The sequence below is a fragment of the Enterococcus sp. AMC1623 genome (genome assembly GCF_058216495.1).
Window position 1 is genome coordinate 1,737,501 of the sequence record NZ_CM177096.1, and the last position, 25,670, is coordinate 1,763,170.

At 36.4% G+C, this 25,670-nt stretch carries 29 protein-coding genes, 1 rRNA gene and 1 other RNA gene (1 of these 31 only partly in view); 7 read left to right on the forward strand and 24 right to left on the reverse strand.

Annotated elements, in window-relative coordinates:
• From AC4BC7_RS08540 to AC4BC7_RS08550, 3 genes are all read right to left on the reverse strand, one after another.
• Positions 1 to 1,265: ribosomal RNA gene (locus AC4BC7_RS08540) — 16S ribosomal RNA — on the reverse strand; it reaches 293 nt to the left of the window's first position.
• Positions 1,266 to 1,921: 656 nt separating this feature from the next.
• Positions 1,922 to 2,284 carry a hypothetical protein gene (locus AC4BC7_RS08545; protein ID WP_207942316.1) on the reverse strand — a complete coding sequence of 121 codons (363 nt, stop codon included), beginning with the start codon at positions 2,282 to 2,284 and terminating at the stop codon, positions 1,922 to 1,924.
• Between the two features lie 73 nt (positions 2,285 to 2,357).
• A complete protein-coding gene (locus AC4BC7_RS08550; RefSeq protein WP_207942317.1) occupies positions 2,358 to 2,732 on the reverse strand; it encodes a CvfD/Ygs/GSP13 family RNA-binding post-transcriptional regulator in 375 nt (124 codons plus the stop codon).
• An 89-nt stretch (positions 2,733 to 2,821) separates the two neighbouring features.
• On the opposite strand from AC4BC7_RS08550, the gene AC4BC7_RS08555 reads away from it, so the two are divergent.
• Positions 2,822 to 3,982 carry a MalY/PatB family protein gene (locus AC4BC7_RS08555; protein ID WP_490502619.1) on the forward strand — a complete coding sequence of 387 codons (1,161 nt, stop codon included), beginning with the start codon at positions 2,822 to 2,824 and terminating at the stop codon, positions 3,980 to 3,982.
• Between the two features lie 83 nt (positions 3,983 to 4,065).
• Here the strand turns inward: AC4BC7_RS08555 and AC4BC7_RS08560 are convergent, their stop codons facing one another.
• Complete coding sequence (locus AC4BC7_RS08560; RefSeq protein WP_207942319.1) at positions 4,066 to 4,653, reverse strand: peptidylprolyl isomerase; 588 nt, start codon at positions 4,651 to 4,653, stop codon at positions 4,066 to 4,068.
• Between the two features lie 126 nt (positions 4,654 to 4,779).
• Between AC4BC7_RS08560 and AC4BC7_RS08565 the strand changes: the two genes are divergently transcribed.
• Positions 4,780 to 5,760 carry an NAD(P)/FAD-dependent oxidoreductase gene (locus AC4BC7_RS08565; protein ID WP_490502620.1) on the forward strand — a complete coding sequence of 327 codons (981 nt, stop codon included), beginning with the start codon at positions 4,780 to 4,782 and terminating at the stop codon, positions 5,758 to 5,760.
• Positions 5,761 to 5,800: 40 nt separating this feature from the next.
• On the opposite strand, the gene AC4BC7_RS08570 is transcribed toward AC4BC7_RS08565, so the two are convergent.
• Entirely contained in the window at positions 5,801 to 6,043 is a 243-nt protein-coding gene (locus AC4BC7_RS08570; RefSeq protein ID WP_490502621.1) for a DUF1450 domain-containing protein, read from the reverse strand.
• 92 nt (positions 6,044 to 6,135) lie between these two features.
• Between AC4BC7_RS08570 and AC4BC7_RS08575 the strand changes: the two genes are divergently transcribed.
• On the forward strand, positions 6,136 to 6,645 hold the full coding sequence (locus tag AC4BC7_RS08575) for a phosphatidylglycerophosphatase A family protein (RefSeq protein ID WP_207942322.1): 510 nt from the start codon (positions 6,136 to 6,138) through the stop codon (positions 6,643 to 6,645).
• 17 nt (positions 6,646 to 6,662) lie between these two features.
• Here the strand turns inward: AC4BC7_RS08575 and AC4BC7_RS08580 are convergent, their stop codons facing one another.
• The 12 genes from AC4BC7_RS08580 to lysA form a co-directional block, all read right to left on the reverse strand.
• On the reverse strand, positions 6,663 to 7,310 hold the full coding sequence (locus AC4BC7_RS08580) for a TIGR01906 family membrane protein (protein ID WP_490502622.1): 648 nt from the start codon (positions 7,308 to 7,310) through the stop codon (positions 6,663 to 6,665).
• Positions 7,303 to 8,076 (reverse strand): TIGR01457 family HAD-type hydrolase, encoded by a 774-nt coding sequence (locus AC4BC7_RS08585; protein WP_490502623.1) that lies wholly within the window; start codon positions 8,074 to 8,076, stop codon positions 7,303 to 7,305. The genes AC4BC7_RS08580 and AC4BC7_RS08585 overlap by 8 nt, the downstream gene beginning before the upstream one ends.
• Positions 8,077 to 8,664 carry a YutD family protein gene (locus AC4BC7_RS08590; protein WP_490502624.1) on the reverse strand — a complete coding sequence of 196 codons (588 nt, stop codon included), beginning with the start codon at positions 8,662 to 8,664 and terminating at the stop codon, positions 8,077 to 8,079.
• A gap of 63 nt (positions 8,665 to 8,727) precedes the next feature.
• The gene (locus AC4BC7_RS08595) at positions 8,728 to 10,113 is read right to left on the reverse strand and encodes a bifunctional metallophosphatase/5'-nucleotidase (protein ID WP_490502625.1); all 1,386 of its coding nucleotides are present in this window, start codon (positions 10,111 to 10,113) and stop codon (positions 8,728 to 8,730) included.
• Positions 10,114 to 10,236: 123 nt separating this feature from the next.
• Entirely contained in the window at positions 10,237 to 11,598 is a 1,362-nt protein-coding gene (locus AC4BC7_RS08600) for a helix-turn-helix domain-containing protein (RefSeq protein WP_490502626.1), read from the reverse strand.
• A gap of 218 nt (positions 11,599 to 11,816) precedes the next feature.
• An RNA gene (gene ffs / locus AC4BC7_RS08605) (signal recognition particle sRNA small type) lies at positions 11,817 to 11,912 on the reverse strand.
• 22 nt (positions 11,913 to 11,934) lie between these two features.
• On the reverse strand, positions 11,935 to 12,399 hold the full coding sequence (gene tadA, locus AC4BC7_RS08610; protein ID WP_490504423.1) for a tRNA adenosine(34) deaminase TadA: 465 nt from the start codon (positions 12,397 to 12,399) through the stop codon (positions 11,935 to 11,937).
• 126 nt (positions 12,400 to 12,525) lie between these two features.
• Positions 12,526 to 12,861, reverse strand: coding sequence for a hypothetical protein (locus AC4BC7_RS08615; RefSeq protein WP_207942328.1), 336 nt, complete (start codon positions 12,859 to 12,861; stop codon positions 12,526 to 12,528).
• A 111-nt stretch (positions 12,862 to 12,972) separates the two neighbouring features.
• The gene (locus tag AC4BC7_RS08620; RefSeq protein WP_490502627.1) at positions 12,973 to 13,620 is read right to left on the reverse strand and encodes a YczE/YyaS/YitT family protein; all 648 of its coding nucleotides are present in this window, start codon (positions 13,618 to 13,620) and stop codon (positions 12,973 to 12,975) included.
• Positions 13,621 to 13,701: 81 nt separating this feature from the next.
• Positions 13,702 to 14,397 carry a zinc metallopeptidase gene (locus AC4BC7_RS08625; protein WP_490502628.1) on the reverse strand — a complete coding sequence of 232 codons (696 nt, stop codon included), beginning with the start codon at positions 14,395 to 14,397 and terminating at the stop codon, positions 13,702 to 13,704.
• Positions 14,398 to 14,480: 83 nt separating this feature from the next.
• On the reverse strand, positions 14,481 to 14,810 hold the full coding sequence (locus tag AC4BC7_RS08630) for a zinc ribbon domain-containing protein YjdM (RefSeq protein ID WP_207942331.1): 330 nt from the start codon (positions 14,808 to 14,810) through the stop codon (positions 14,481 to 14,483).
• Between the two features lie 118 nt (positions 14,811 to 14,928).
• Positions 14,929 to 16,227 carry a diaminopimelate decarboxylase gene (lysA, locus tag AC4BC7_RS08635; RefSeq protein WP_490502629.1) on the reverse strand — a complete coding sequence of 433 codons (1,299 nt, stop codon included), beginning with the start codon at positions 16,225 to 16,227 and terminating at the stop codon, positions 14,929 to 14,931.
• 255 nt (positions 16,228 to 16,482) lie between these two features.
• Between lysA and dapA the strand changes: the two genes are divergently transcribed.
• Both dapA and dapB read left to right on the forward strand, forming a co-directional pair.
• Positions 16,483 to 17,364: a 4-hydroxy-tetrahydrodipicolinate synthase gene (dapA, locus tag AC4BC7_RS08640; protein ID WP_207942333.1), complete on the forward strand. Its 882-nt coding sequence runs from the start codon at positions 16,483 to 16,485 to the stop codon at positions 17,362 to 17,364.
• Positions 17,365 to 17,374: 10 nt separating this feature from the next.
• Positions 17,375 to 18,127, forward strand: coding sequence for a 4-hydroxy-tetrahydrodipicolinate reductase (gene dapB / locus AC4BC7_RS08645; protein WP_490502630.1), 753 nt, complete (start codon positions 17,375 to 17,377; stop codon positions 18,125 to 18,127).
• A gap of 40 nt (positions 18,128 to 18,167) precedes the next feature.
• Here dapB and AC4BC7_RS08650 read toward each other — a convergent pair whose 3' ends face one another.
• From AC4BC7_RS08650 to AC4BC7_RS08665, 4 genes are all read right to left on the reverse strand, one after another.
• Positions 18,168 to 19,169 (reverse strand): Gfo/Idh/MocA family protein, encoded by a 1,002-nt coding sequence (locus tag AC4BC7_RS08650; RefSeq protein ID WP_207942335.1) that lies wholly within the window; start codon positions 19,167 to 19,169, stop codon positions 18,168 to 18,170.
• A gap of 82 nt (positions 19,170 to 19,251) precedes the next feature.
• Positions 19,252 to 19,377 carry a hypothetical protein gene (locus AC4BC7_RS08655; RefSeq protein WP_490502631.1) on the reverse strand — a complete coding sequence of 42 codons (126 nt, stop codon included), beginning with the start codon at positions 19,375 to 19,377 and terminating at the stop codon, positions 19,252 to 19,254.
• Between the two features lie 236 nt (positions 19,378 to 19,613).
• Complete coding sequence (locus AC4BC7_RS08660; protein WP_490502632.1) at positions 19,614 to 20,903, reverse strand: PTS sugar transporter subunit IIC; 1,290 nt, start codon at positions 20,901 to 20,903, stop codon at positions 19,614 to 19,616.
• A 17-nt stretch (positions 20,904 to 20,920) separates the two neighbouring features.
• A complete protein-coding gene (locus tag AC4BC7_RS08665; protein WP_207942338.1) occupies positions 20,921 to 21,538 on the reverse strand; it encodes an AAA family ATPase in 618 nt (205 codons plus the stop codon).
• A 41-nt stretch (positions 21,539 to 21,579) separates the two neighbouring features.
• Here AC4BC7_RS08665 and AC4BC7_RS08670 point away from each other — a divergent pair, with 41 nt between their 5' ends.
• Positions 21,580 to 22,272 (forward strand): MurR/RpiR family transcriptional regulator, encoded by a 693-nt coding sequence (locus AC4BC7_RS08670; protein WP_207942339.1) that lies wholly within the window; start codon positions 21,580 to 21,582, stop codon positions 22,270 to 22,272.
• 238 nt (positions 22,273 to 22,510) lie between these two features.
• Here AC4BC7_RS08670 and AC4BC7_RS08675 read toward each other — a convergent pair whose 3' ends face one another.
• Positions 22,511 to 22,879: a YxeA family protein gene (locus AC4BC7_RS08675; RefSeq protein WP_490502633.1), complete on the reverse strand. Its 369-nt coding sequence runs from the start codon at positions 22,877 to 22,879 to the stop codon at positions 22,511 to 22,513.
• Positions 22,880 to 23,107: 228 nt separating this feature from the next.
• Here AC4BC7_RS08675 and AC4BC7_RS08680 point away from each other — a divergent pair, with 228 nt between their 5' ends.
• Positions 23,108 to 23,806: a MurR/RpiR family transcriptional regulator gene (locus tag AC4BC7_RS08680; protein ID WP_490502634.1), complete on the forward strand. Its 699-nt coding sequence runs from the start codon at positions 23,108 to 23,110 to the stop codon at positions 23,804 to 23,806.
• 68 nt (positions 23,807 to 23,874) lie between these two features.
• Here the strand turns inward: AC4BC7_RS08680 and AC4BC7_RS08685 are convergent, their stop codons facing one another.
• Positions 23,875 to 24,903 (reverse strand): 3-deoxy-7-phosphoheptulonate synthase, encoded by a 1,029-nt coding sequence (locus tag AC4BC7_RS08685; RefSeq protein WP_207942342.1) that lies wholly within the window; start codon positions 24,901 to 24,903, stop codon positions 23,875 to 23,877.
• 87 nt (positions 24,904 to 24,990) lie between these two features.
• Complete coding sequence (locus AC4BC7_RS08690) at positions 24,991 to 25,467, reverse strand: GNAT family N-acetyltransferase (protein WP_490502635.1); 477 nt, start codon at positions 25,465 to 25,467, stop codon at positions 24,991 to 24,993.
• Positions 25,468 to 25,670: the final 203 nt, after the last annotated feature.

Consider the following 25,670-nt stretch of genomic DNA (forward strand, 5'->3'; position numbering starts at 1 on the left):
TGTACTTCCCATTGTAGCACGTGTGTAGCCCAGGTCATAAGGGGCATGATGATTTGACGTCATCCCCACCTTCCTCCGGTTTGTCACCGGCAGTCTCGCTAGAGTGCCCAACTAAATGATGGCAACTAACAATAAGGGTTGCGCTCGTTGCGGGACTTAACCCAACATCTCACGACACGAGCTGACGACAACCATGCACCACCTGTCACTTTGTCCCCGAAGGGAAAGCTCTATCTCTAGAGTGGTCAAAGGATGTCAAGACCTGGTAAGGTTCTTCGCGTTGCTTCGAATTAAACCACATGCTCCACCGCTTGTGCGGGCCCCCGTCAATTCCTTTGAGTTTCAACCTTGCGGTCGTACTCCCCAGGCGGAGTGCTTAATGCGTTTGCTGCAGCACTGAAGGGCGGAAACCCTCCAACACTTAGCACTCATCGTTTACGGCGTGGACTACCAGGGTATCTAATCCTGTTCGCTCCCCACGCTTTCGAGCCTCAGCGTCAGTTACAGACCAGAGAGCCGCCTTCGCCACTGGTGTTCCTCCATATATCTACGCATTTCACCGCTACACATGGAATTCCACTCTCCTCTTCTGCACTCAAGTCTCCCAGTTTCCAATGACCCTCCCCGGTTAAGCCGGGGGCTTTCACATCAGACTTAAGAAACCGCCTGCGCTCGCTTTACGCCCAATAAATCCGGACAACGCTTGCCACCTACGTATTACCGCGGCTGCTGGCACGTAGTTAGCCGTGGCTTTCTGGTTAGATACCGTCAAGGGATGAACATTCTCTTCTCATCCTTGTTCTTCTCTAACAACAGAGTTTTACGATCCGAAAACCTTCTTCACTCACGCGGCGTTGCTCGGTCAGACTTTCGTCCATTGCCGAAGATTCCCTACTGCTGCCTCCCGTAGGAGTCTGGGCCGTGTCTCAGTCCCAGTGTGGCCGATCACCCTCTCAGGTCGGCTATGCATCGTTGCCTTGGTGAGCCGTTACCTCACCAACTAGCTAATGCACCGCGGGTCCATCCATCAGTGACGCAAAAGCGCCTTTCAGCTTTCTCTCATGCGAGAAAAAGCATTATGCGGTATTAGCACCTGTTTCCAAGTGTTATCCCCCTCTGATGGGCAGGTTACCCACGTGTTACTCACCCGTTCGCCACTCTTCTTTTCCAGTGAACCGAAGTTCGGCGGAAAAGAAGCGTTCGACTTGCATGTATTAGGCACGCCGCCAGCGTTCGTCCTGAGCCAGGATCAAACTCTCATAAAAAGTTGAAACAATCTTTCGATTGTTAAGCTCATAAATAACGTTTGCTAGCATTACTGCTTGCTTGTTTTGTGTTACTTCTATCTAATAGAAGTGTCCTACACAATTGGTTCGTTTGCTTGCTTTGTTCAGTTTTCAAAGGTCTACCTTGCTGTGTTAGCAACTTTTATATCATATCAGTTTAACAAGTGAATGTCAACTATATTTTTCAAAAAGTTTTTTTCAAGAAGTAATTAACTTCTTCACAGCGACTTTATAAAGTTAACAAATGAATCGTTATTTGTCAACAACATTTTTAATTATTTTCGTTGTATTTACAACGTTCATAATCGATTAAATTTTTGCGACTTCGTTATAATATCATCTGTCATTTACTTCGTCAACTCTTTTTTTCAAAAATTTCAAAAGTTTTATTTGTAGTTAGTCATTCAACCAACGTTGATTAATTTATCACGTTTTATCCATAGCGTCAACTAAAAAAACAATCAGTATTTCGAGTCAAAATGCCGACTATATCTATGTTTGTTCGTATTTCAAAAAGAATAAAGCTATAACTATTTATTCATCACTTTTATTATCCGAAAATTCGAACATTGTAGTTCTACATTTCCTGAAAATATCGGTAAAAAAAAGCCGAAAATCGGCTTAATATCATTTTTTTAGAAAAAAGGCATTCCATCAATATCATAATCTTGAATAATTTGACGAAAATCTTTTGCTTCTTTCCAAGCATATTCTTCTGGTAATGAATTACTTTGATCTTTTTCTTGTGTTTCAAACACAAACAGTGGAATGCTCATATTATCTGCATAACCATTCGTTAGTTCAACTAACTCAATGCAGGAAATATCAAGGTGTACTGTTTCTTTTAATAACTGTAAGATATTTGCTAATCCTGTACGTTCTTCTGAAAAAGCTGTAGATGCTAATTCTAATTTCTCATCAACTATGCGCATCAAAAATTTCTTCGAGCCATCTTCCAAATGAAGCATGACTGTTCCGGCAACTCTTTTGTTTTTCAACATACTCACCTCGATCGGTATTCTCTTCTATTCCTATATGATAACACAATTTATCAACAGATACAGTTGATTTTCAGCATTTTTCTGAAGAAAGCATTTCCAGTGCTTCTTTAATCCAAAGCGGTAAATGTTCATCAATAGTTCGAAAACCAATGCGTTTATTTTTATTCGTGAAGTAACGTTTTTTACGATGTACGGTATGTACAAATTTTGTTTCTAACGTTCGACGTGACAAACTAATTTTTTTTGTATATTCATCGATATCAATTACTTGTACGTTTACTGCATCACCTATTTGCAGGACTTCATGAATGTTTTTTGTAAAACCTGACTGTATTTCCGACACATGAATCAACCCTTGCGTTTCACCATCTAATGAAACGAATGCACCATATGGTTGAATTCCGGTCACTGTTCCTTCTAAAATATCCCCAATTTTATATGTCATATCGTTCCCTCTCTTCGCATCTTTTATTATACTATAACTAATCAAAAAATGAAGCAGAGATTCACTTGCTTTATAAGGGAGGATTTATTATGAATGAATTCGATACAGTCATTCCACGAAAAAATACGAACAGTGTCAAATGGGACACTCCTATAAAGAACTACGAAAAAGACTCATTGCTGCCACTCTGGATTGCCGATATGGATTTCCCTGCTTTACCAGCTGTACAAACTGCTTTCTGCGAATATGTCAATCAAGGTATTTTTGGTTATGCAACTTTCCCAAATGAATTATATGAATCAATTATCAATTGGCAAGCTAAACAACATCAGTACACCCTAAAAAAAGAAGAGATTTTTTTTCATAGTGGTGTTGTCCCAAGTATTGCCTTAGCAATCCAAGCTTTTACAAAACCCAATGATGCCATTTTAATTCACGATCCTGTCTATCCTCCGTTTGCTGCTGTGATTAAAGCTAATCAACGAAAACTTATTCGTAATCAATTAACTGGCAGTCAAACATTCCAAATTGATTTTGAGCTTTTTGAAAAACTTATTATAGAAGAAAATGTGAAGCTATTTATCTTATGTAATCCTCATAATCCTGGTGGACGTGTATGGAAGCAAGAAGAATTGTACCAAATTGGTTTGATTTGTCAAAAACACCAGGTCCTTGTGATTAGCGATGAAATTCATCAAGATTTAGTTTTTGCACCCCATGTATTTACAACTTATCATAATGTCGATACAATTTTTAAGGAGCATTCAATCGTATTAACTTCTGCAACTAAAACCTTCAATTTAGCTGGTATAAAACAATCGATGGTTTTTATTAAAAATCCCGATTTACGTCAGCGATTTAAGACCGTCCAAAAACAACTTTGCCAGAATGAAATTAACACATTTGGCATGATCGGTACACAAGCAGCTTATCAACATGGTGAACAATGGCTAAGGGATTTATTAGCTTATATAGAAGAAAACATACAATTTACTTTAAATTTTTTAGATCAGCACCTTCCAAATATCTACTATATGAAACCTGAAGCGACTTATCTGATATGGCTTGATTTTTCAGCTTACCAGTTAACAAATAGTCAGCTGAATAAAAAAATGATTGAAGAAGCGGGAGTTGTTTTGAACTCGGGTATTCCATTTGGTTCAAGAGGCGATCAACACATGCGTTTAAATGTGGCTTGCCCACGAAGCATCCTAGAAACTGCCTTGCAGCGAATTGCTCAAGTATTTTAATTTCACAAAAAAACCGAATGATACGATTTTGCTTTGTACCAGCAAAATCGTATCATTCGGATTTCAGTTTTTCTTTTTAAATGCTATTCACTAATTTCGATTGTTTCAATAACTACATCATGTACAGGTCGATCTTGAGGACCGCGTTGTACACCACCAATTTCATCCACAACATCCATGCCTTCTGTCACTTGACCAAATACTGTATGACGGAAGTCTAACCAAGGTGTACCGCCTTTTTTATAGACATCAATGATTTCAGACGGGTAGCCCGCACTTTCCATTTGACCAATCATGTTGGCAGGTACATTTTGGTTGTTTACGATAAAGAATTGACTACCATTTGTGTTTGGACCAGCATTTGCCATTGATAAGGCACCACGTAAGTTGAATAATTCTTGTGAAAATTCATCTTCAAAGCTTGAACCATAAATACTTTCGCCACCCATACCTGTACCAGTTGGATCGCCACCTTGAATCATAAAATCAGGAATCACGCGGTGGAAAATAATGCCATCATAGTAACCTTTTTTGGCTAATTGAACAAAATTTTCAACTGTTTTTGGTGCGTGTTCTGGGAATAATTGAATAGTAATATCCCCACGGTTTGTTTTAACGAGTGCTTTGACACCCTTTTGATTTGCTAAGTCTAATTGTGGAAATTGAGACAAAAAAATCTCCTCCTTACGGTTTGATAGTCTAATAATAGCAGAAAAAAATAAAAATGCCACGCACAATATTCTTTGCTATAATGGTAACTGCAAAACAATGTTCAGTTTATAAAGGAGCTTATACTTATGACCATTTACGATATTACAATTGTCGGCGCAGGTCCGGCGGGGATGTTCGCTGCCTTTTATGCCGGAATGCGCAATGCCAAAACGAAAATTATTGACACCTTACCGCAACTCGGTGGTCAACTGTCCACCTTGTATCCTGAAAAATATATTTATGATATTCCGGGATACCCTAAAATTAAAGCGGGTGATTTGGTACAAAAATTGGAAAAACAAATTACTACGTTTAATCAACGCTATTGCTTAGAAGAACAAGTCTTAAAAATTGAGCGCCAAGAAGACGGCATCATTGAAGTAACAACGAATAAACGAACGCATTATTCACGTGCGGTTATTTTAGCCTTAGGCAACGGCTCGTTCCAACCACGAAAATTAACCGTACCGAATGCTGAAAATTTTGAAAACTACGGCATTGATTATTATGTCCCGGATTTGATGAAATACGCTGGGAAAAAAGTCGCCATTGCTGGTGGCGGTGATTCTGCGATTGATTGGGCGTTGATGTTAGCCCCAATTGCTGCCGAGGTCTCTTTGATTCATCGTCGCTCTGAGTTTCGCGCGCATGAACATAGCGTTAATCAATTAAAACAATCCTCTGTTAACATTATGACCCCTTATATCATTAAAGATGTCGCGGGAGAACGAATGTTAGAAGAGATTTACCTTCAAGAACCGAAAAGTGACGAGACCGTTCGTTTATCTGTGGATTATTTAATCGTGAATTACGGTTTCTCCTCTTCGTTAAATTTAAAAGACTGGGGCATTACGAGTTCTCGTCAAGGGATTCCGGTTCGTTCGGATATGCGTAGCTCGATGGAAGGTGTTTATTGTTGTGGGGATATCACGTTGTATGACGGCAAAGTCAATTTAATTGCGACAGGATTTGGCGAAGCGCCGACTGCCGTAAACAATGCGCTACATTACATTAATCCGAAAAATCGCACACAACCTGCGCATAGTACCAGTCTCTTCCAAGAATAAACAAAAGAGGAAAGTTCTGATTGAACTTTCCTTCTTTTATCTATAAATATTCTTCATGCCATTCGACTAATTTATCTTTAACTAAATGAAGTAGTTGCGCTGGTGTCTCGGCAGCTAGACGCTCACCTTCAAGAAAGCAAAAAGGTTTTTGAGCACAAAGCGTACACTCACTTAAACAGGAATACGTCATAACATCCACATCTTCCAGGGATTCTAAGGCATCTATCACTACTTGACTGCCTTCTGCTAAATTTGTTTCACAAAATTCTACCAGAGGAAACATACCTTCACCGCTTTTCTTTATTTGATTCCAATCGTGCAATAGTATACCATGAAAGAATAGAATAATCGAAAATCTGATAGGAGGATTTTTTTATGGTCTTACAAACAAGTGCGTTAGAACAAAAAGCACGCCAATTATTAGGCGATCGTGGTGTTTCGATTGTCGATATTGCCAATTTGGTGATGCATTTGCAAAAGAAATATTTGCCGGATTTAGCTTTGGAAGAATGTGTCGATAGTGTCAACTCTGTTTTAAGTAAACGTGAAGTGCACAACGCCATTTTAACGGGTATTCAATTAGATATTTTAGCTGAAGAAGATAAATTACTCCAACCGCTACAAGAAATTGTTGCTGAAGATGAAGGACTGTACGGAATCGATGAAATTCTGGCACTATCGATTGTTAACGTTTATGGTTCGATTGGTTTCACAAATTATGGATACATTGATAAAGTAAAACCAGGAATTTTAGCTGAACTAAATAGTCATGATGGTCCACGCGTCCATACCTTTTTGGATGATATTGTGGGCGCAATTGCGGCATCTGCTGCGAGTCGTTTAGCACATCAATACCCAGATAGAGCCCATGATATTACACAATAAAAAGAAGTTCGCATGATTTAGTTGTGCGAACTTCTTTTTAATTCTCTGCGCCCTAATAAAAAAGGAACTAAGAAAAAGATTTCTATTAAAATAAAAAATAGAATAAAACAATACATAAAAAATTGTTCCGGCAAAACGTTAATAATTGGATCCGTTGCTGGGTTGAATAACCAATCATCATTACTAAAAAACAATTCATGGAATTTAATGAAAAAGGCATCAAAACCAACAAACATGAAAAAGCCAAAAACCACTGGCGCTAACATTCCAATTTGAGTAGGTAACAGCATCCGCCAAAACCGACGATTTTTTTGTAAATAACCTAAAAATATACCTGTTGGAATAATTGTTACTGCTAAAACAGTATAATTAAGTAGAAATAGTTTTTTCACATCGTAAAAATGACCCGCACCTGCTTCAGACATGGGAAAATCGGGTAATGCTAATGTTTGATTCCACGGATTATTCAAAAAATTTAACAATAAATGGTAATTCTCCAACAATTCTTTTTTAGATAAAGTGGTGTAGTTTAGTAAATCAAATTGATCGACTGACCAACTGTACAAAGGCAGAAAATTAATCGTTAACGTGATAGCTAAACTAATAGCTGTTAAAAAGAAAGCCACCATTCCTAATCGCTCTAAGCATTGCCATTTTTTATTCATTATCAAAATTCCATTCGTCTAAACTATCTAAGACATACGTAGGGGCAACAGGCAACGTAGGCACTGCTGCTTTAGGTGTAAAACCTGATAAGACCAATAAACTATCCATTCCATTGTTGATTCCAGAACGAATGTCTGTTTCGTAATTATCGCCTACCATAATGACTTCTTCTTTCGTTAAGCCAATATGATCTAAAGCTTTTTCCATAATGATTGCTTCTGGTTTCCCAATAAAAATTGGACGAACACGAGTTGCTGTTTCCAATAAGCTGATTATCGCTCCAGCGCCTGGAAGTAAACCTCGTTCAGTCGGAATATTTTTATCTGGATTGGTTCCAATAAAGGTTGCGCCATTTTGGATTGCTAATGTCGCAATTGTTAGTTTTTCATAAGTAACATGAGAATCTAACCCAACGACTACGTAATCGGGTTTTTTTTCATCCCATTCAAAACCAGCAGATAAAATTAAATCAATTAAACCGGTTTCGCCCACAACATACACTTTATTGCCCTTTTGATCATCATGCATATAATCAATTGTTGCTAAACTAGCCGTATAAATCTTTTCAGCCGCCACATGAATATCAAATTCATTTGCTAGGCGTTGAGCCACTGTTTCAGGACTCTTTGTTGTATTGTTTGTAACAAATAAAAATGGTAAATTACGACGTTGTAGTTCTTCAACGAAACGTTTACCAGCAGGAATAGGTGCATTGCCTAAATAAATCGTTCCATCTAAGTCTATTAAGTATCCTTTATAAGTCATTTATTCTTCTCTCTTTCGAATCGTAAAACTTTTTTTATCTTGCGACTGTTTCTGTTTCTCTTGTTTTTCTTTTGGTTGACGAGTTTTAATCACTGGTTTCGCCTTATTTGAGACAGTCTCTTTCTTTTCAGAAATATGGGCTTGTGCGGATGGTTGACGTTTTTTTCGTCGACGACTATTCACCTTATCTCGTTTCCCTCCTACACGTTGGATAACAAAATAAGCACACCCAAAATTGCAATATTCGTATAAATAATCTTCTAACATATCAATACGCTGATCAGGTAGTGCTTTACGATTAGTTACTTCAAAAAAGCCTTTCAAACGTAACTGTTCATAGCCCCAATCACCAACGATATAATCATAACGTGCTAATACTTCACTATAGCGTTCTCCTAAACGTTGGGCATCAAACCCTTCACGATAGTTCATCACTAATTTATATTGACGATTACCAATCATAAACTCTGTATCGCTAATTGGTAGGACAAGCTCGCCTTTTGTCGGTTGTTCTTTTTCTGTCGTTTCAACAATTTCTTCTAAGACTGCTGTCATTTCATCTGTAATATTTGTTTTTTCTTCGGTCATTTCTTCACCACCTATTCATCATTATACCTTCTTTTAGATAATGTGTGTAGTCTGTCACTTATTTTATTCTAAGGTTGCTAAAGAATACTTCTGAGCAAGATGTTCTCCTAAAACGGTTCGAATAAATTCTGGAAATAAAAACTCATGTTGACCAGCAATTTCAATAGTTGGAATGAACGGAACAAACATTAAATGATCGACTGTCGTAAAAGCGTAGTTTTTCTCTGATTCTAAGGGTTTTCCTTTCCATAAAACGGTATGATTAGCCGCATCATACGTTAGTCCATCGTAAATAATCTCACCAAAAATTTTTCCCCGAAATCCCATACCTACAATGGGATAATTGCGTAAAAACATCCGATTTTTTTCAATCTCTAAGACCATTCGAACAATGTCTCGACCTAATAAGGTCACCCGAATCAAACGCATCGGATGAGGTAAAATGGTATGCAGTTGTTCTTGATTGACTAATCCTTCTGGTAATTCACCTAAAAACAACCCAGTATTTAACAAAGCGACTTCAGTATCTCCTCTTTTACGTACAGCGGTTAGTGTTTCACGGACTAAGGAGTAATCATCATACTGATTAAGCGTTAGCGCCTGTGGTAACCACGCGACTTTATTAGCAGCTAATAATTTTTGTCCTTGCTCCATGTAATGAAAGATTTCCTCATTATCTTCTGGCAATTCCAGCATTTCAGCAGTTGAGAAGGTTTGCGCTGTCGTTTTTAAAATATGATGGTCGTCATTTAAAGATAGCGTCACTTCTCCTACATAATACCCAAATTTGCCCGCTGCTGCTAGCTGAGTATTGTTTACTCGTTCGCCTGATGCAAACAAATGATGGGTGTGTGAGCCCAAAACCACATCAATTTCTGGTAATTCTTCGGCGATCAAATAATCATCTGCAATTCCTAAATGACTTAATAATACAATCACATCAACTTGTTGACGGAGCTGTTGCACTAATTCTGGCAAAATATCCATCCATTGACGAATATCCCAACCATTGGGTGTATAAGTTAATGGAAACGGCGCAGTTACCCCAATCAAACCGACTTTAGTTCCTTGTTGACTTGTTATAATTTTATAAGAGCTTGCCCAATCTGGTAGTTGCAGAGTTTGCTTATCAAAAAGATTAGCTAAAACAATATCAAAATCTGCTTCATTGTACAGCTGATTTAAAATAGCTTTAGCATTGCCAATCCCTTCATTATTGCCAATCGTGACTGCATCATAATGCACTTGATTCATTAAGGCAATATTAGCTTGTCCGTCACTTGCTTCGGTTAAAGGATGCCAACGATCAGAAAAATCTCCTAAATCGATTGTGATCACAGACTCGCCTGCTAAGGCTTTTTGACGTTCTTGAATAAAGCGACGAATTTTAGGCCAATTTTCAAAATGTGAATGCAAGTCATTCGTATGTAGGATTCTAATTTTTTCCATTTCGTTCCCTCTATTCTCAGTAATTGTTTCTGGTCCCAGTTTACCAAAAAAAGAAAGATTCTAACAAGAATTCTTTCTGAACAACAAAAAAGCTCAAAGAAAGAACTCTGAGCTTCTTACTAGTTATTGTTTTTTTATACAGTCTAACACATGTTGACGAATATATTCTAAGTCTTTCATCGATAAAACAGAATTGATTTGAATGCCTTGTGCATTTTCCTCTGTTGTCATGCTAAAATCTGCAGGTTCTGCTCCAAATACGACTGTGGCACTGTTTTTTAAATAATGACTAATCTGCAGTTGTATATGATTAACGGTTTCTTTAGGCAAACTGGATTGCATTTTCACCCGAACGATTGGAAAAAGAGTTTCTGAATCGGCGTATCGATAACATAAATGAAAATATTCTTGCTGCAATGCTTCACTGGTTAATTCAGGGGCTTTAGCGGACCATTCTTGCCATAATTGTTCGAATTTTTTATTTAACAAAGGATGATGATCACTAATCACTGACTGATCAATCGCTGTAAAAAGTAATTGTTCTACGCCTAATTGTTTCCCTAAATAGTGTCGATACAGTTGTTTAGCAATTTTTTGTTTTTCTTGAACGGTTAGTTTACGAAAATATTTTTCAAACAAATCAAAACTAAAGCGCGACAAATCAGCTTCTTGTGACTCATACAAGCGCTCAAAATCCCATTGAGGTTCAATCGTTAACAGAGATAACACAAAGGCCACTGTTAAAATATATTCCCAATCTTGGGGCAAAATATCGCTTGCAGGTAAAATCAAATCAAATGTTTCAAGTGAAAGGTTATTCTCCAAGGCATAATTTTGTTTACTTGCTTGTAAATTGACAAACAACCACATGGCAAGCACTTCTATATTTCGCTGCTCTTCAGAAGAGCATGCCAGTGTCACACGTTTTGCCAAAAAAAGATACTCTGTAGCATCGATCCAAGAAACACGAGAAATCTCACAATGCGTCATTCTCAAAAAAGAAAAAAACAGTACACGAATTTGAGACTCTTTGCCTACAATCGTAACTTTTGTCCCAATTTTGAGAACTACCTGATATGCGCTCAAAAAATGATTCACTCGATTAATATTACGTCGCAGTGTCGATAAACTAATCTGATATTTTTTACAAAATTCTCCCGCTGAAAACGTTCGATATAAAACTAATTGTTTCAACAGATAATAATTGATTGTTTCGGACAATATTTTTTCAAAAATACGATTGAAATTTACCCCATTACGTACTAAATAGACTCCATAATGACGATTGATTTCTAAACGTACTTCTTCTCTATCATAACAGCTGTCTAATTGTTCAGCTAATTCTTTGATTACTTTTAGTAATGTTTGAATCGTGACTTTGTTTAAATCGTCTGCAATTTTTTGACTACTAATTGGTTTCGTTTGTTGTTCCAAGTAAAGTAAAATATCACGCTTTAACAATACATCTTTTGATAATCCAAACATCTTAACCCCTCCTACCTAGTTTCCCTCGTCAGTAATAAATACGTCAATTTCTCATTTTATATGTATTCTTTTTTAGAAATTACATACAGTATATTGTGTTCAAATCCGAAACGTCAATACTCCCTAGACTGCTTTTAGCAAGATCTGTGTCTTTTTACACAACGATAATTGTAAAAACACAGAAAAAAAGACTTAGGATTGTTTATCCTAAGTCTTCTTAGTTCTATGTACGGGCACATGAGAATCACTGCTTAGTGCTGCTTCCTTCCAGATCTGACACGCTTCACAATATTCCCATTGCCCAAAAAACAGTATAACGTATTTTTTAGAGTTTGGCTAGTTCTTTTTTTCTTTTTTTGCTTGTTTTTTTAAACGACGTAGTTCCCGAAAGAAATCTGTTAGTAATTGACCACATTCTTCGGCTAAAATTCCTGATTCAACGTAGCTCCAATGGTTAAAACGTTCATCTACTAATAAATTTAAAAGGCTCCCTGCCGTTCCACCTTTTGGATCAAAGGCACCAAAATACACCTCTTCCACTCGGGATAACAGCAATGCGCCGCTACACATTGGACATGGTTCTAAGGTAACAAATAATTGGGCATTCTCTAGGCGCCAACTCCCACTGTTCTCACAGGCTTGCTGAATGGCAATCATTTCTGCATGAGCAGTGGCATTTTGTGTCGTCTCTCTTAAATTGTGTCCGCGACCAATAATTTCACCTTCTAATACAACCACTGCGCCTATCGGGACTTCTCGAATAGCTTCGGCTTTTTTAGCTTCTATGATAGCTTCTCGCATAAAATATTCTTTTTGTTCTTGTGTTAAGGAACTTGTCTTCACTCACTTCACCTCGCCCTCACTTTAGCATGGAACGAAGAAAAAGCAAATAAAAACTACCCCTAAATGTTAGAGGTAGTTTATGGTTTAGAATTTACTGTCTACAAAATTTGTAATTTTATCTTTAACATTTTCTGTAGCGTCTTTAACATTATGACCATATTCTACAATTTGGTCACGACCATTGTTGACTTTTTTAGCAACTTTCATAAATGAATCGATGTCTTTATCTTCTAAATTGTCAACAAAACCCAATAATGTTTCATTTCCATTAAATTTGTCATCGACAAAACGTTTCACTTTACGTCGGTTCGACATAGAATGTACTTTGCTAATGACTTTCTCTGATACAACTGCAGCGGTTGCGATTCCTGCAATTGCTGCCACGCTTAAACCAATAGTTACTTTTGTTGATGTTTTCATAATACGACATCTCCCTCTTCTTTTTTACTATGATAACACGTTGAGAAATAGAAAAACAGTAATATGAATAGATTTCGCTCAAGACGGCATCGTTTTCAATAACAATATAGATTATTGATTCATCGTTTTTTCTACACTTTTTGTAATAAGAGGTTGCGAAATTTTTCCATCCCAGAATTTAATAAATGGACCTGTCAGAAAAGCATTGATGAACGTTCCTATGCCAATTGGTCCTTTGAAACAAAAACCAATCAGCGCAAAAATAATGTCTTGTACCATCCGGACTTTTTTGTAGTCCCAACCAGTTTTATCCACAATTGTGGGTGCAATGGAATCATAAGGAGCAGCCCCAACATTTGCTGACATATAAAAGGAAGCACCAAAAGTAAAAAATAAGACCCCGATAATCAAACATATTGTTTGTTCAATCAGTCCATTAGCCATTATGTTTAAATGAGCAAAAAGTGTGGTATACATATCAATAAAAAATCCTGTCAATACCATGTTAATGACTGTTCCTGTACCAATGTACTTACGGCCAAACAAAAAAATGAGAAGCAAAATACCAAGATTCACTCCAAGTTGGTAAACACCTAACGACAAACCAAAAAGTTGTCCTAAAGCAATATTAGCACTAGTAAATGGGTCTAAACCAACATTGCCAATTCGCATAATAGTTACTCCGAAAGCGAGAATTAAAACTCCGATTAGGGCATAAATTGAACGAATAATCATTTCTTTTATATTCATGTTTTTCATGATGGGCTCCTTTAAACAGCAAACATGTGCTAGTTTCATAATAAAATCCTTCTTATGATTGTGTCACAAGAAGGATTTTCGTTAATCGCGATTGTTGTTACCAAAAAGTAAAACGAGACGAAGTAATTGTAAAAAGGTACTCACGGCGGCTGCCACATAAGTCAACGCGGCAGCTGTCAATACTTTGCGTGCCATTGGAACTTCTGCTTCTGTTAGAAGTCCACCCTCACTTAAAATATTCAACGCTCGACGTGATGCATCAAATTCTACAGGTAACGTCACTAGTTGAAAGACTAATGCCATTGCAAAAGCAATTATTCCAAGGTTAATTAATACGGGACCTTGTAATAGCACACCAATTAAAATCAATGGAATGGAAATACTTGAACCAATATTGGCAACCGGAACAATCGCCGCTCTTAAACGCAAAGGAAAATAACTTTGTGCATCTTGTACAGCATGGCCACATTCATGGGCTGCAACGCCAATAGCTGCTACCGAAGTTGATTGCGCTGTTGCTTGTGATAAGCTTAATACTTTTGTACCAGAATTATAATTATCTGTCAGATTTCCAGCGATTCCTTGCACGCCTACATTATGAATTTGCTGATTTTGCAAAATAAATTGTGCTGCTTGAGTACCTGTCACATTATTTTGACTACGTACTTTGTCATATTTACGGAACGTACTATTTACATAAGCCGAGGCTGCCATCGATAGTGCCATTCCGAGAATTACTAAGATATACGTTGGATCAAAAAACATCCCATAAGGCATTTTAGATTTCCTCCTTTATTCGTTTTTTATTAGTATAGCAAGTTATCTTGAATTTTCCATGAAGAGAACCTGAAAAAAATTCCTTATAATTTCTTCACAAATTCTGATTTTAATTTCATTGGACCAAAACCATCAATCTTACAATCGATATTGTGGTCTCCTTCAACCAAACGAATATTTTTTACTTTTGTTCCTTGTTTCAATGCGTTTGATGACCCTTTGACTTTTAAGTCTTTAATTACAGTAACCGCGTCGCCATCAGCTAACAGATTGCCATTCGCATCATGTACCACAAGTCCTTCTGCTACTTCGGTTGTATCCCATTCATGCCCGCATTCTGGACAAATAAATAATCCACGGTCCTCATACGCATATGTTGACCCACATTCTGGACAATTTGGTGTTTCAGTCATTGTTATTTCCTCCTTGATTTCAACTAAAAAGAGGGAAAGCTCCCTTCCCTCTATTATACTAATATTTACAAAAATTTCTCGCTTGATTGTGTTTTGTGAGTATTTTCTTATTCAAGAATTATTTTAAAGAATCAGGAATACGCTCGTTTTGAATAATTTGTTCATACGTTTGACGCTCAACGATAATCTCTGCTTGGCCCTCTTTAACTAACACAACGGCTGGAATGGGTAATTTATTATAATTACTAGCCATCGCATAACCATACGCACCTGTTGCAAAGGTGGCAAAAATATCGCCCGATTCAATAGCTGGTACTTGAATATCTTTCACTAGAATATCGGTACTTTCGCACGCTTTACCCGAAATAGTTACTATTTCAGTTACTGTTTCTTCCGCTTTGTTGGCAAGGATTCCTTCATATTGTGCTTGATACAATCCCGGACGAATATTATCGGTCATTCCTCCATCGATGGATGCGTATTTGCGAATACCTGGTAAATCTTTAATTGCACCGATTGTATGCAAACTGATTCCCGCTTCAGCTACCACGCTGCGTCCAGGTTCAATAACAATTGCTGGACGAACCAAGTCATTTTCTTGGCAAAAAGCTTCCGTTAGCTCCATTAACGGATCTAAGAAATAACTATACGGTTGACGAATATCTTCTTTGGTATAAGTAACCCCAAATCCGCCACCGTAATTTAACTCTTTGACATCGTAAGCAAAACGTTTTTTAATTTCTAAAAGCAAACCTAAAGCTACTCGTGCAGCTGCTAAATGAGTGCTATTGTCTGATAATTGGCTACCAATATGGAAATGAATACCATAAAAATTAATTTCTGGTGCATGAATCGCTTGCTCAATTACTGGGAATAAAATCTCTTCATCTAAAGGAATGCCAAATTTAGAATCTTTTTGCCCTGTTGAAATAAATTCGTGTGTGGACACATTTACTTCTGGTGTAATTCTGAAAAGAATATTGGCTGTTTTGCCTTTTTCACGGCACAAAGTTTGAATCAACTCAATTTCTTGAATACCATCAACAATAATTCTGCCGACACCATAATCAATGGCCATCTCCAATTCTTCAATTGATTTATTGTTACCATTAAACTCAATATGCTCTGCTGGAAAATCAGCTTGAATCGCTGTAAATAATTCTCCACCACTGACAACATCTAAACAAAGACCCTCACGCTCAATAATTTTCAACATGGCTAATGTATTGAACGCTTTGGACGCATATGCCACTCGGACATTATCGTATTTTTGAATGAAATCTTGTTGAAAAGCTTGGCATTCATTCACGACTGCTGTTTCAGAGACTACATACAAAGGTGTACCATATGTTTTTGCTAATTCGACTGTATCACAGCCATCCCAAAATAAATGGTTATTTTTTACTTCTTTAATCATCGAACGACTCCTTTATTAAAATTAATTGTTACATTCATGCGAATTTGAAAGCTATTTTCGTATAAAAATTTACTATTTGAGGACAAAAACGAATTTTCCTCATCAATTTATTAGGAAAATCTTTCTAACCATTGAATTATTCTAATAATATAGTATATAATTTCAATAATCTACATAAAAACTTCGCATTTTTAAGTTTTTTTGCCAGTAGATTAAATAGAACGGATATATAAAATTCGAGAGGATGTGTAAAAAATGGCAATATTTAAAGGGTCAGGCGTTGCGCTTGTCACTCCAATGCATAATGATGGTTCGGTGGATTTCGATAAGTTGAAGGAATTGACAGAGTGGCATGTTGAGCAAGGTACAGACGCAATTATTGCTTGTGGCACAACCGGAGAAGCATCTACTTTAGACGATGAAGAACATATTGCAGTAATCGAAGCAGTTGTAAAACAAGTCAATGGACGAATTCCAGTAATTGGCGGAACAGGCTCTAATAATACACAACATGGGATTCATTTATCTACTGAAGCAGAACGTGTAGGTGCCGATGCGCTGCTAGTCGTTACTCCTTACTATAACAAAGCTACGAAAAAAAGCTTAATAGCTCATTATGAAGCAATTTGTAGCCAAGTGTCTATTCCTGTTATTTTGTACTCTGTTGCATCACGTACAGGAATGAACTTAGACGCTGCCACAGTTGCTGAGTTGAAAAAAATTCCAAATGTTCAAGGTATTAAAGAAGCCAGCGGTGACATTTCACAAATCGTGGAAATTAGTCGCTTAGTTGATGAGAATTTCGCACTTTATTCTGGTAATGACGATCAAGTGCTCCCGTTACTTTCAGTTGGCGGTTCAGGAGTTATTTCAACGATTGCAAATATTGCACCAAAACAAACATCTGAAATGGTGCATAATTATCTGTCTGGCAATTTTGAAGCAGCAAAAGAAACACAATTAACACAAATACCATTAATTCAAGCGATTTTCTCAGAAGTGAATCCAGTTCCTGTAAAAGCTGCTGTTTCTTTACTTGGAAAATGCAATTTAAGCTATCGTTTACCACTAGGTGCACCTGAAGAAGACACAGTCGAAACATTAAAACGTGAGATGACTGCTTACGGAATCTTGTAGGAGGAAGCATATGAAACGAATTATATTAAGTGGCTGCAATGGCCGTATGGGACAAGTATTGCAAACATCGATTAAAGCAAATGATGAACTAGTCGTTGTCGCGGGAATCGATCATAATCCACAACAAAACGCTGATTTCCCTGTTTATGCGACAGCAAAAGACGTCCAAGAAGAGGCTGATGTGATTATTGATTTTTCACATTATACAGCTGTTCCTCAGCTAATTGAATTTGCTGTTACTAAAAAATTACCAGTTGTTGTAGCAACAACTGGACTAGAAGAAGACACCAAAAATTTATTAAAAGAAGCCTCAGAAAAAATTCCTGTCTTCTACTCTGCAAACATGTCATTAGGAATTAACGTTTTAGCTAAAGCGTTACAAGCTATTACGCCAGCTTTAGAAAGTGACTTTAACATTGAAATCATTGAAAAACATCACAATCAAAAGAAAGATGCGCCCAGCGGCACAGCTTTGCTTTTAGCAGATGCAATCAATGATGTTTGTGAACCGAAAAAAGACTATATTTTTGGACGTTCAGGTAATGATAACGAAAACAAATTAAGCGAAATGGGCATTCACGCGGTCCGTGGCGGTACCATCCCTGGTGAGCATATTGTGATTTATGCTGGCGATGATGAAATCATCGAACTAAAACACACAGCTTTATCACGTGATATTTTTGCCAATGGTGCGTTAAAAGCGGGTGTTTTCTTAGCAGACCAGCCTGTTGGTTTTTACAATATGTCAGACCTACTAGCTTAAAAAATAAGAACATCGAGAAATTCTCGATGTTCTTATTTTTTTAATATATTACCGTACGACCTGTTTGCGCCGATTCATAGGCACATTCTACTAATCGTGTTAACATCTTAGCTGCCTCTAAGTCATAATACGGCAGTTCTTTCTTCTCAGAATCATTAACTAAATCAACAAATAATTCTATTGGATACTCTGTTAATTTACTAATGCCTTCCGATGAAATCAATGTTTTTCGTTGATATTCAGCTTTTAAATTACTTTGAATAAAAATGGCTTGTGGTTCGTGTTCATTACCAACAATTTGTAAAGAACCTTGAGTCCCGATAATTTCGAGATAATTATCCAAAGTAGATGCCAGAAATGAAGTTGCTGCTGTCCCAATGGCACCCGACGCAAATTCAATAACCGTAGTCGAACGCTCATCCACGCCGCTCCCCCATTGTTCATTCATCGTGCAACTGACACTTTTCGGTTTGCCACAAATTAACGGCAACAATGTAAAACCATGTGAGCCTAAATCTAGCGTGACACCTCCGCCAGATTGACTGACATCAAACCAATAACTTGGCAAATGATTCTGGATAACCGCACCATGCGAACGACGAAAATAGGCTGACGTCACTTCTCCTAATGCGCCATCATGCACTAATTGAAACGCATAATGATAGGCATTGTTGGCTAATGATTCGAGAGAAATCATAAATTTTACATTATTTTCCCGAATCACTGCTTCAATTTCTAAGCAATCTTGAGAAGTTAAAGCTAAAATTTTCTCTGAAAAAATATGCTTCTTCGCTTGTGCTGCTAAAATGATTAACTCTTTGTGCATCGTTGTCGGTGCTTCAACAATTACCGCATCAATTGTTTCATCGGCTAAAATCACTCGATAATCTGCTTCAAATTGTGCGTGATATTCATCTGCTGCTTGCTTTCCGCGAAGCTCATCAAAGTCCCACACATAAACACAGTCTACTTTTTTCGCTAGTAAACGCGCCATAAATTTTTTCGTATGCACATGCCATGCAGAAATTAACGCTACTTTCATGCTTTTTCCTACTTCCTTTTTTTCTTTTAGTATAGCATGAAAAAAAAGAAGAAAAACGAGGATTCGTTTTCCTTCCTTCATATTAACTGATTTTTTTTCGGTTTAAATAAATAACATACATAGCTCCAACAACTAAAGAAAATAAGGGCAAAGAATAAATCGTCAACATTCCTAAACAAACTAGCGCAAACTTCATTTTCAAATCCATTTAAAGGTCTCCTCGTTTCGTCTTTCGTGTTCCAAATCTTTTTCTCGAGGTTATTGTACAAAATCTAGAATAAAAGACGACCCTTTGATAGAATTTCTTACTGAATTATTATAAAACGGATGCTCTCCTAAGAAAGGTTTAATTTTAGTGGTAAAAGTCTGTAGAATTCCTGCTTCACTTTAGCACGTTTTTTTCAATTCACTCATTTTTTTAGTATTTTACATTGATAGCTTGAATTATCTTTCTGCCAAACGATTTTTTTCCATTACTTTGAAAAATGGATAATAAATTGCTGCACTGACAAAAACCAAACCAAACGTAAAGACCACATTGCGCCAATCCATACTAGATAAGTAAGCTTGTGCAAAAAATGGCGTAAATGACGGATCAATAATAAATCCATAACCAATTACATGAAATTTTTGCGCAAAATATGTCAGTAACAAATTAACAATTGGCGCTGTTAAAAACGGGATAGCTAAAATAGGATTTAAGACAATCGGTAAACCAAAAATAACTGGTTCGTTAATTGAACAAATACCTGGAATCAAGGATAATTTACCAATTGTTCGAAACTCCCGTACTTTACTGCGCATCATTAATAAAATTAAGCCCAGTGTTGCACCAGCACCACCCATCACCGAAATACGAAACATTTGTAAATTCATTAAGTGAGTCATTGCTTCATTTGATGCCATTTGTTCTGCATTATAACCTGTTTGCGTAATCCCTAAAGTAAAAACAATTGGAAAAATAATCGACGAACCATTAATACCAAATAACCACAAAATATTTCCTAAAGTCACAATTAGTAAAAAGCCACCTAAACTACCTGCAATATTCGTTGCAGGTGTTAAAATCTGCATGACCGCTTCTGGAAAAATTTGATCGGTTGTCACGACGAAGATAATATTGATTCCGTAAAATAAAATAATAGTTACCAACAATGGAATCAACGTATTAATAAAGGTTGCGACCATTGGCGGAACACTGTCGGGCAAAGAAATCTTAATGTCTTTTATTTCAAACCAGCGACAAATTTCAACCACTAATAATCCAACAATAATGGCAACAAATAACCCATTCGTTCCTAAATAATTCAAATCAATTTTACCGTCAACTACAGGCGTACAAATCATTGCGTAGACCACAGTCGCAATCATCCCTGTCATCGCCGCATTCAATTTGTATTCATTGGCTAATGAATATGCAATTCCAAATGCACTAATTAACCCAATAATCCCCATTGTTAAATTATAAGGTGCGGTAATCAAATCATAATTGACAACTGCAAATTCTTTCCAGGCTGCTAAAAAGCGCATGAAAACATTTGCTGTTTCAGGATTGTATTGCTCCATATTAATTGACGGATTGGCAAAGATTAAAAAGAAGGAGCCAATCACGATAAAGGGCAAACTAAACATCATCCCTGTAGAGATTGCTCTCAAATGTCGCTGATTGCCTAATTTTGCTGCTAAGGGACTTAATACCCCATTTAGTTTATCCACCATAGATTCATTTCCCATTTTTTCTCCTCCTTACCTTAGACTTGCCACGAATTAAATTGAAACGCATTTTCCACCTGTTTCGTTGGATCATACTTTTTCAAAATTTCATCGTATTGTTCTTTATAGTCATTGTCTACTTCGGCTTGAGGAATTACTTTACTTGCTTCGTGTAAAAAATGATGCGAATCACGGCCCATCTCTAATCCACGGGTCGTATGTTTGTCTAAAGCATAGTCCGGAATTTCAGGAACATAGCCCATCGCAAAACTTTTAATCACAATATTTTTTAATAAATCGGATGAACGATCTTTTTCTGATGCACATAGATAGCGAATTGCATGAATAATAAACATTAAACGGTCCGATTCATTGTATTGAAATTCTTTGCGCATTTGATTAAAATTATTGACCATAATTGCTGCTTGTGGATTTCCCATACCAATATCTTCTACAGAAATGGCTAACAAACGACGCCATAATTTTTCTTCATATTGAGGAGAAGTAATGTACATTTCATAGGCAAATTCACATGCGGCTTTTTCGTAACCACGACGAATTGATTTTTGTAAAGCAGAAATAACTTCATCGCCTGCTAACCCATTTCTAGTTGTTGTTCTTGCCCAAGGATCTTGAATAATTTTTTCTTTTTCCATGATATAATGCTCCTATCAAATAATATAAAGGTGATTGTGAAATGAATATTGAAATGCTCATTGAGAAATATCAATTGAACAATGCAGAAGCGCAAGTTTTGCGTTACATGCAAGAAAATAAACAAAGCTTAAAACAAATGGGGATTCGCGAAGTCGCAAAACAGTCCTTTGTTTCTACCGCAACAATTGTTAATATGTCGAAAAAAATTGGGTTTTCTGGATACAGTGAGTTAGTTTTCTTCTTTCAAAATGAACCTACTCCAGCACCTACTTTTCAGGTCATCTCAGACAGCGAAAGCCAACAATTTACCCAATTATTAACTAACTACAAAGACAAACGTATTATGATTTTAGGGTTTGGTTTCTCTCAAAATTTAGCTAATTATTTTGCAGAATTTCTAAATTTATACGGGTTTCGCGCTACAGCTAATGGCCATTTAGAATTTTTGCGTGTATCGGTTGAAAACGAAATGTTAGTTATTGTTATTTCCAATTCTGGAGAAACTCGTCGCTTGATTGAACTCACCCGTCTTGCGGTAGACCATCGTTTAGAAGTCATTGCTTTTGTAGGTGAACGTTGCTCTTCAATTGGCTCTATAGCGCCTTTAACAATTAGCAGTGATACGTATTCGCCCCGTTCCTTTCAAGAATTTGCGCCTAATTTATTTTTTGGTACTGCACTTAATCAGTTTGAGTTACTCATGAGTGCGGCACTCAAATCCATTTTCACTTAAAAGCTGATTGACAACTTTGGCTTTATTATACGGCATCTCTTTTCTTTTATATGTGTTTACAAAGATTATTAAACATGTTTAGTCATTTTAAAACATGTTTATCCACAAAACACGAACATTTAAAAGTTAATTGAATAAAAAAACCTCTCGTTTCTATCTGAGGTTTAGTTTTAATTGAGTTGTCGTAAAGACTTTTTATGTAGGAACAAAAAAAAATAAGTTTAGATTCACTCTAAACTTATTTTCCATCAAGTTTTTCTAAGGCTTTTTGGGGAACTTCTGCTTTTTGTACTTCTTCGTAGCTATTTTCTCCTTTAAAGCGGGTCACGTTAATTTTTAAGTAAGCATCTTGCTTAAAAGGTCTGCCTAAATCAGGATGCGTCATGAAATTTAATGTTTTTTCATTTCCTTCTTTATCATATCCTGCTTGACTGTATTCATATTGCACATATTCTTCTTTATTATCAAAGCTACCTTTGATTTCTGTCCCTTTATCATTGATTTGTGTATAATAAGCAGTTGGTACCATCATATAATAGAAGAATCCACCACCTGCCACAACCAATAATACAAAGAAACTAATAAGTGATTTAGCTAATTTACTCATGACTCTTTGCCTCTCTTTCTAACTTTATTGTAGTTGGTTTGAAAAATTTTAGCGAGTGAATGAGCTGACATTTTACTTACAGTATTGTCATACGATGTTAAAAACTAGTTTTATGCCCGTTTAAAACAGCTTTAATCATTTTTTAAAGAAGATGTAATATGCTGTTCTATTTCTTTTTATGTTTTTCTATATTATACTCCTATCAAACAAGATAAAGGTGATCGTACAATGAATATTGAAATACTGATTGAAAAATATCAATTAACCCCAATAGAAGCGCAAGTTTTGCGTTATATGCAAGAAAATAAACAAAGATTAAACCAGCTAGGAATTCATGAGGTCGCTGAGCACGCCTATGCTTCCACGGCAATTATTGTAGATATGTTAGAAAAAATTGGTTTTGCCAGCTACAATGACTTAGTTTTTTCCTTTCAAAACGAGCTGACACCACCAACACCGCCTTCTTTTCAACTTGTGTCAGAAAGTGAAATTCAACAGTTCACCCATTTATTAACTACATATAAAGACAAACGTATTTTAATTTTAGGTTTTGGCTTTTCTCAAAATTTGGCGGACTACTTTGCGGAATCTTTAAATTCATCTGGATTTCAAGCATCCGCTCACAATTCTTTAGAACTTGTGAAAACAGCCGTTGAAAATGAGACGTTACTTATTGTTATTTCTAATTCTGGAGAGATACATCACTTGATTGAATTGATGCAGACGGTTACCGAACGTAATCTAGAGGTGATTGCTTTTGTAAACGCTCGGTACTCTTTAGTTAGTTCATCTGCCCGTCTAACGATTAGCAGTGACTCCTCTTCGATCCGTTCCTTTCAAGAATTTGCGCCTAGTTTATTTTTTGGAAACACACTGAGTCAGTTTGAATTATTAATGAGTGAAACACTTAAATCACTTTCCAATTAAACGTTTAACTATGTGGAGTTTTTCTATCAAAAAACAACCAGCCAAATTTTTGGACTGGTTGTTTTATTTTAAACATTTTCAGCAATATAGCGTACAAGTTTTTCTGTTTTTTCCCATCCTAGACAAGGATCGGTAATAGATTGACCAAAGATTCCTTCACCAGGTTCTTGACGACCATCTTCTAGGTAACTTTCAATCATAAACCCACGAACATATTGTTTAATTTCTTCATTCCATTGACGATTAGTTAAAACTTCTTGAACAATACGAATTTGTTCATTATATTTTTTACCAGAATTATCGTGATTTGTATCGACCATAATAAATGGATTTTTGTAATTGCCTTTTTTGTAGGCTTCAATCACTTTTAATAAATCTTCATAGTGGTAGTTTGGTACAACACTTCCATTTTCTTTTAAAGCACCACGCAAAATAACGTGAGCTAATGGGTTTGAACTAGTTTCTACTTCCATCCCATTGTACATTAATTCTTGTTTTTGTTGGCTCGCATACAACGCATTGAATAAAACGTTAATATTGCCACTTGTTGGGTTTTTTAACCCGGTTGGATGGTCAATACCACTTGCTACAAAACGATGCTGTTGGTCTTCTACTGAACGTGCTCCTACTGCATGATAACTAACAAGGTCTTCAATAAACTCTAAATTTTCAGGATATAACATTTCATCAGCAGTTGTTAACCCTGTTTCTGTTAAGACGCGTTTGTGCATTTTACGTACTGCAACCATTCCGCGAACCAAGTTAATTTCACCTGATGGGTCTTGTTGGTGTAATAATCCTTTGTAACCATCGCCATTGGTACGTGGTTTATTTGTATACACACGTTGTACGATGAAAATTTTATCTTTTACTTCTTCTTGTAATTTTGCTAATCTTCTTGCATATTCTAAAACTGCTTCTTCATTATCTGCAGAACAAGGTCCAATAACTAATAAAAAGCGGTCGTCTGTTCCTTCCATGACTGCTTTTAATTCTGCATCGCGTGCAGCTTTTTTGGCTGCTTCCTCTTCAGTTAGTTTTGAAATTGATTTAACTGTATCTAAATTAATATGTTGGCTTAACGCTTTAAAACTCAAATTCTTTCTCTCCTTTGCTATTTCTCTTATAGTAACAGATTTCAAGATAATAGTGTGAATATTTTGAATACTTTCTTACGAATTCTTTTATAGATAATACGCAAATTGAAAATCATCAACCCAAGTATCATTTATCCAAAATTCTTTTTTGTAATGCGCTTCTTGCTCAAACCCCATTTTTTTATAAAAGGTAATTGCCCCAGGATTCGTCGCCATTACTCGTAAAGAAAGTTTAGCGATTCCTGCTTTTCTTGCCAAACGAAATAGCTCTTCAATTAATAAACGTCCCACACCTTGGCCTTGTGCAGTTGGACTAACTGCAATACCAAAAATCCATTGTTTATTGCGAGAAGGAATCGTATCAATCACGTGATACGACAATGATCCTACCACTTCTTGACCTTTGTGTGCAACTAATAGCTGTTGGTCAGCTAATTTTTTCTTAAACGTCTCATAGTCTTCTGTATGAAGCGGAGCTGGTGTATTGGTTTCATCCCAAATTTTTTCCAGCAACCACAATCCTTCACTATCTTCTTCTACAAATGGTGCAAGTGTAATCTCCATGTTTTCTCCTTTATATCGATACAATTTCTATCTTCTTATTAACCCATTTTTTATGAAAAAAAACAAGTCGTTAAATAGCTTGTTTTTAGTTCAAAACAAGCCACCATCTTTTACAGCTTCCTTTTATTTTTTGACAAAAACACTTGGAAATCGCTACCAATCAATGTTTTTTTCTATTTTTTTGATAATCTTCTTACTTTTTT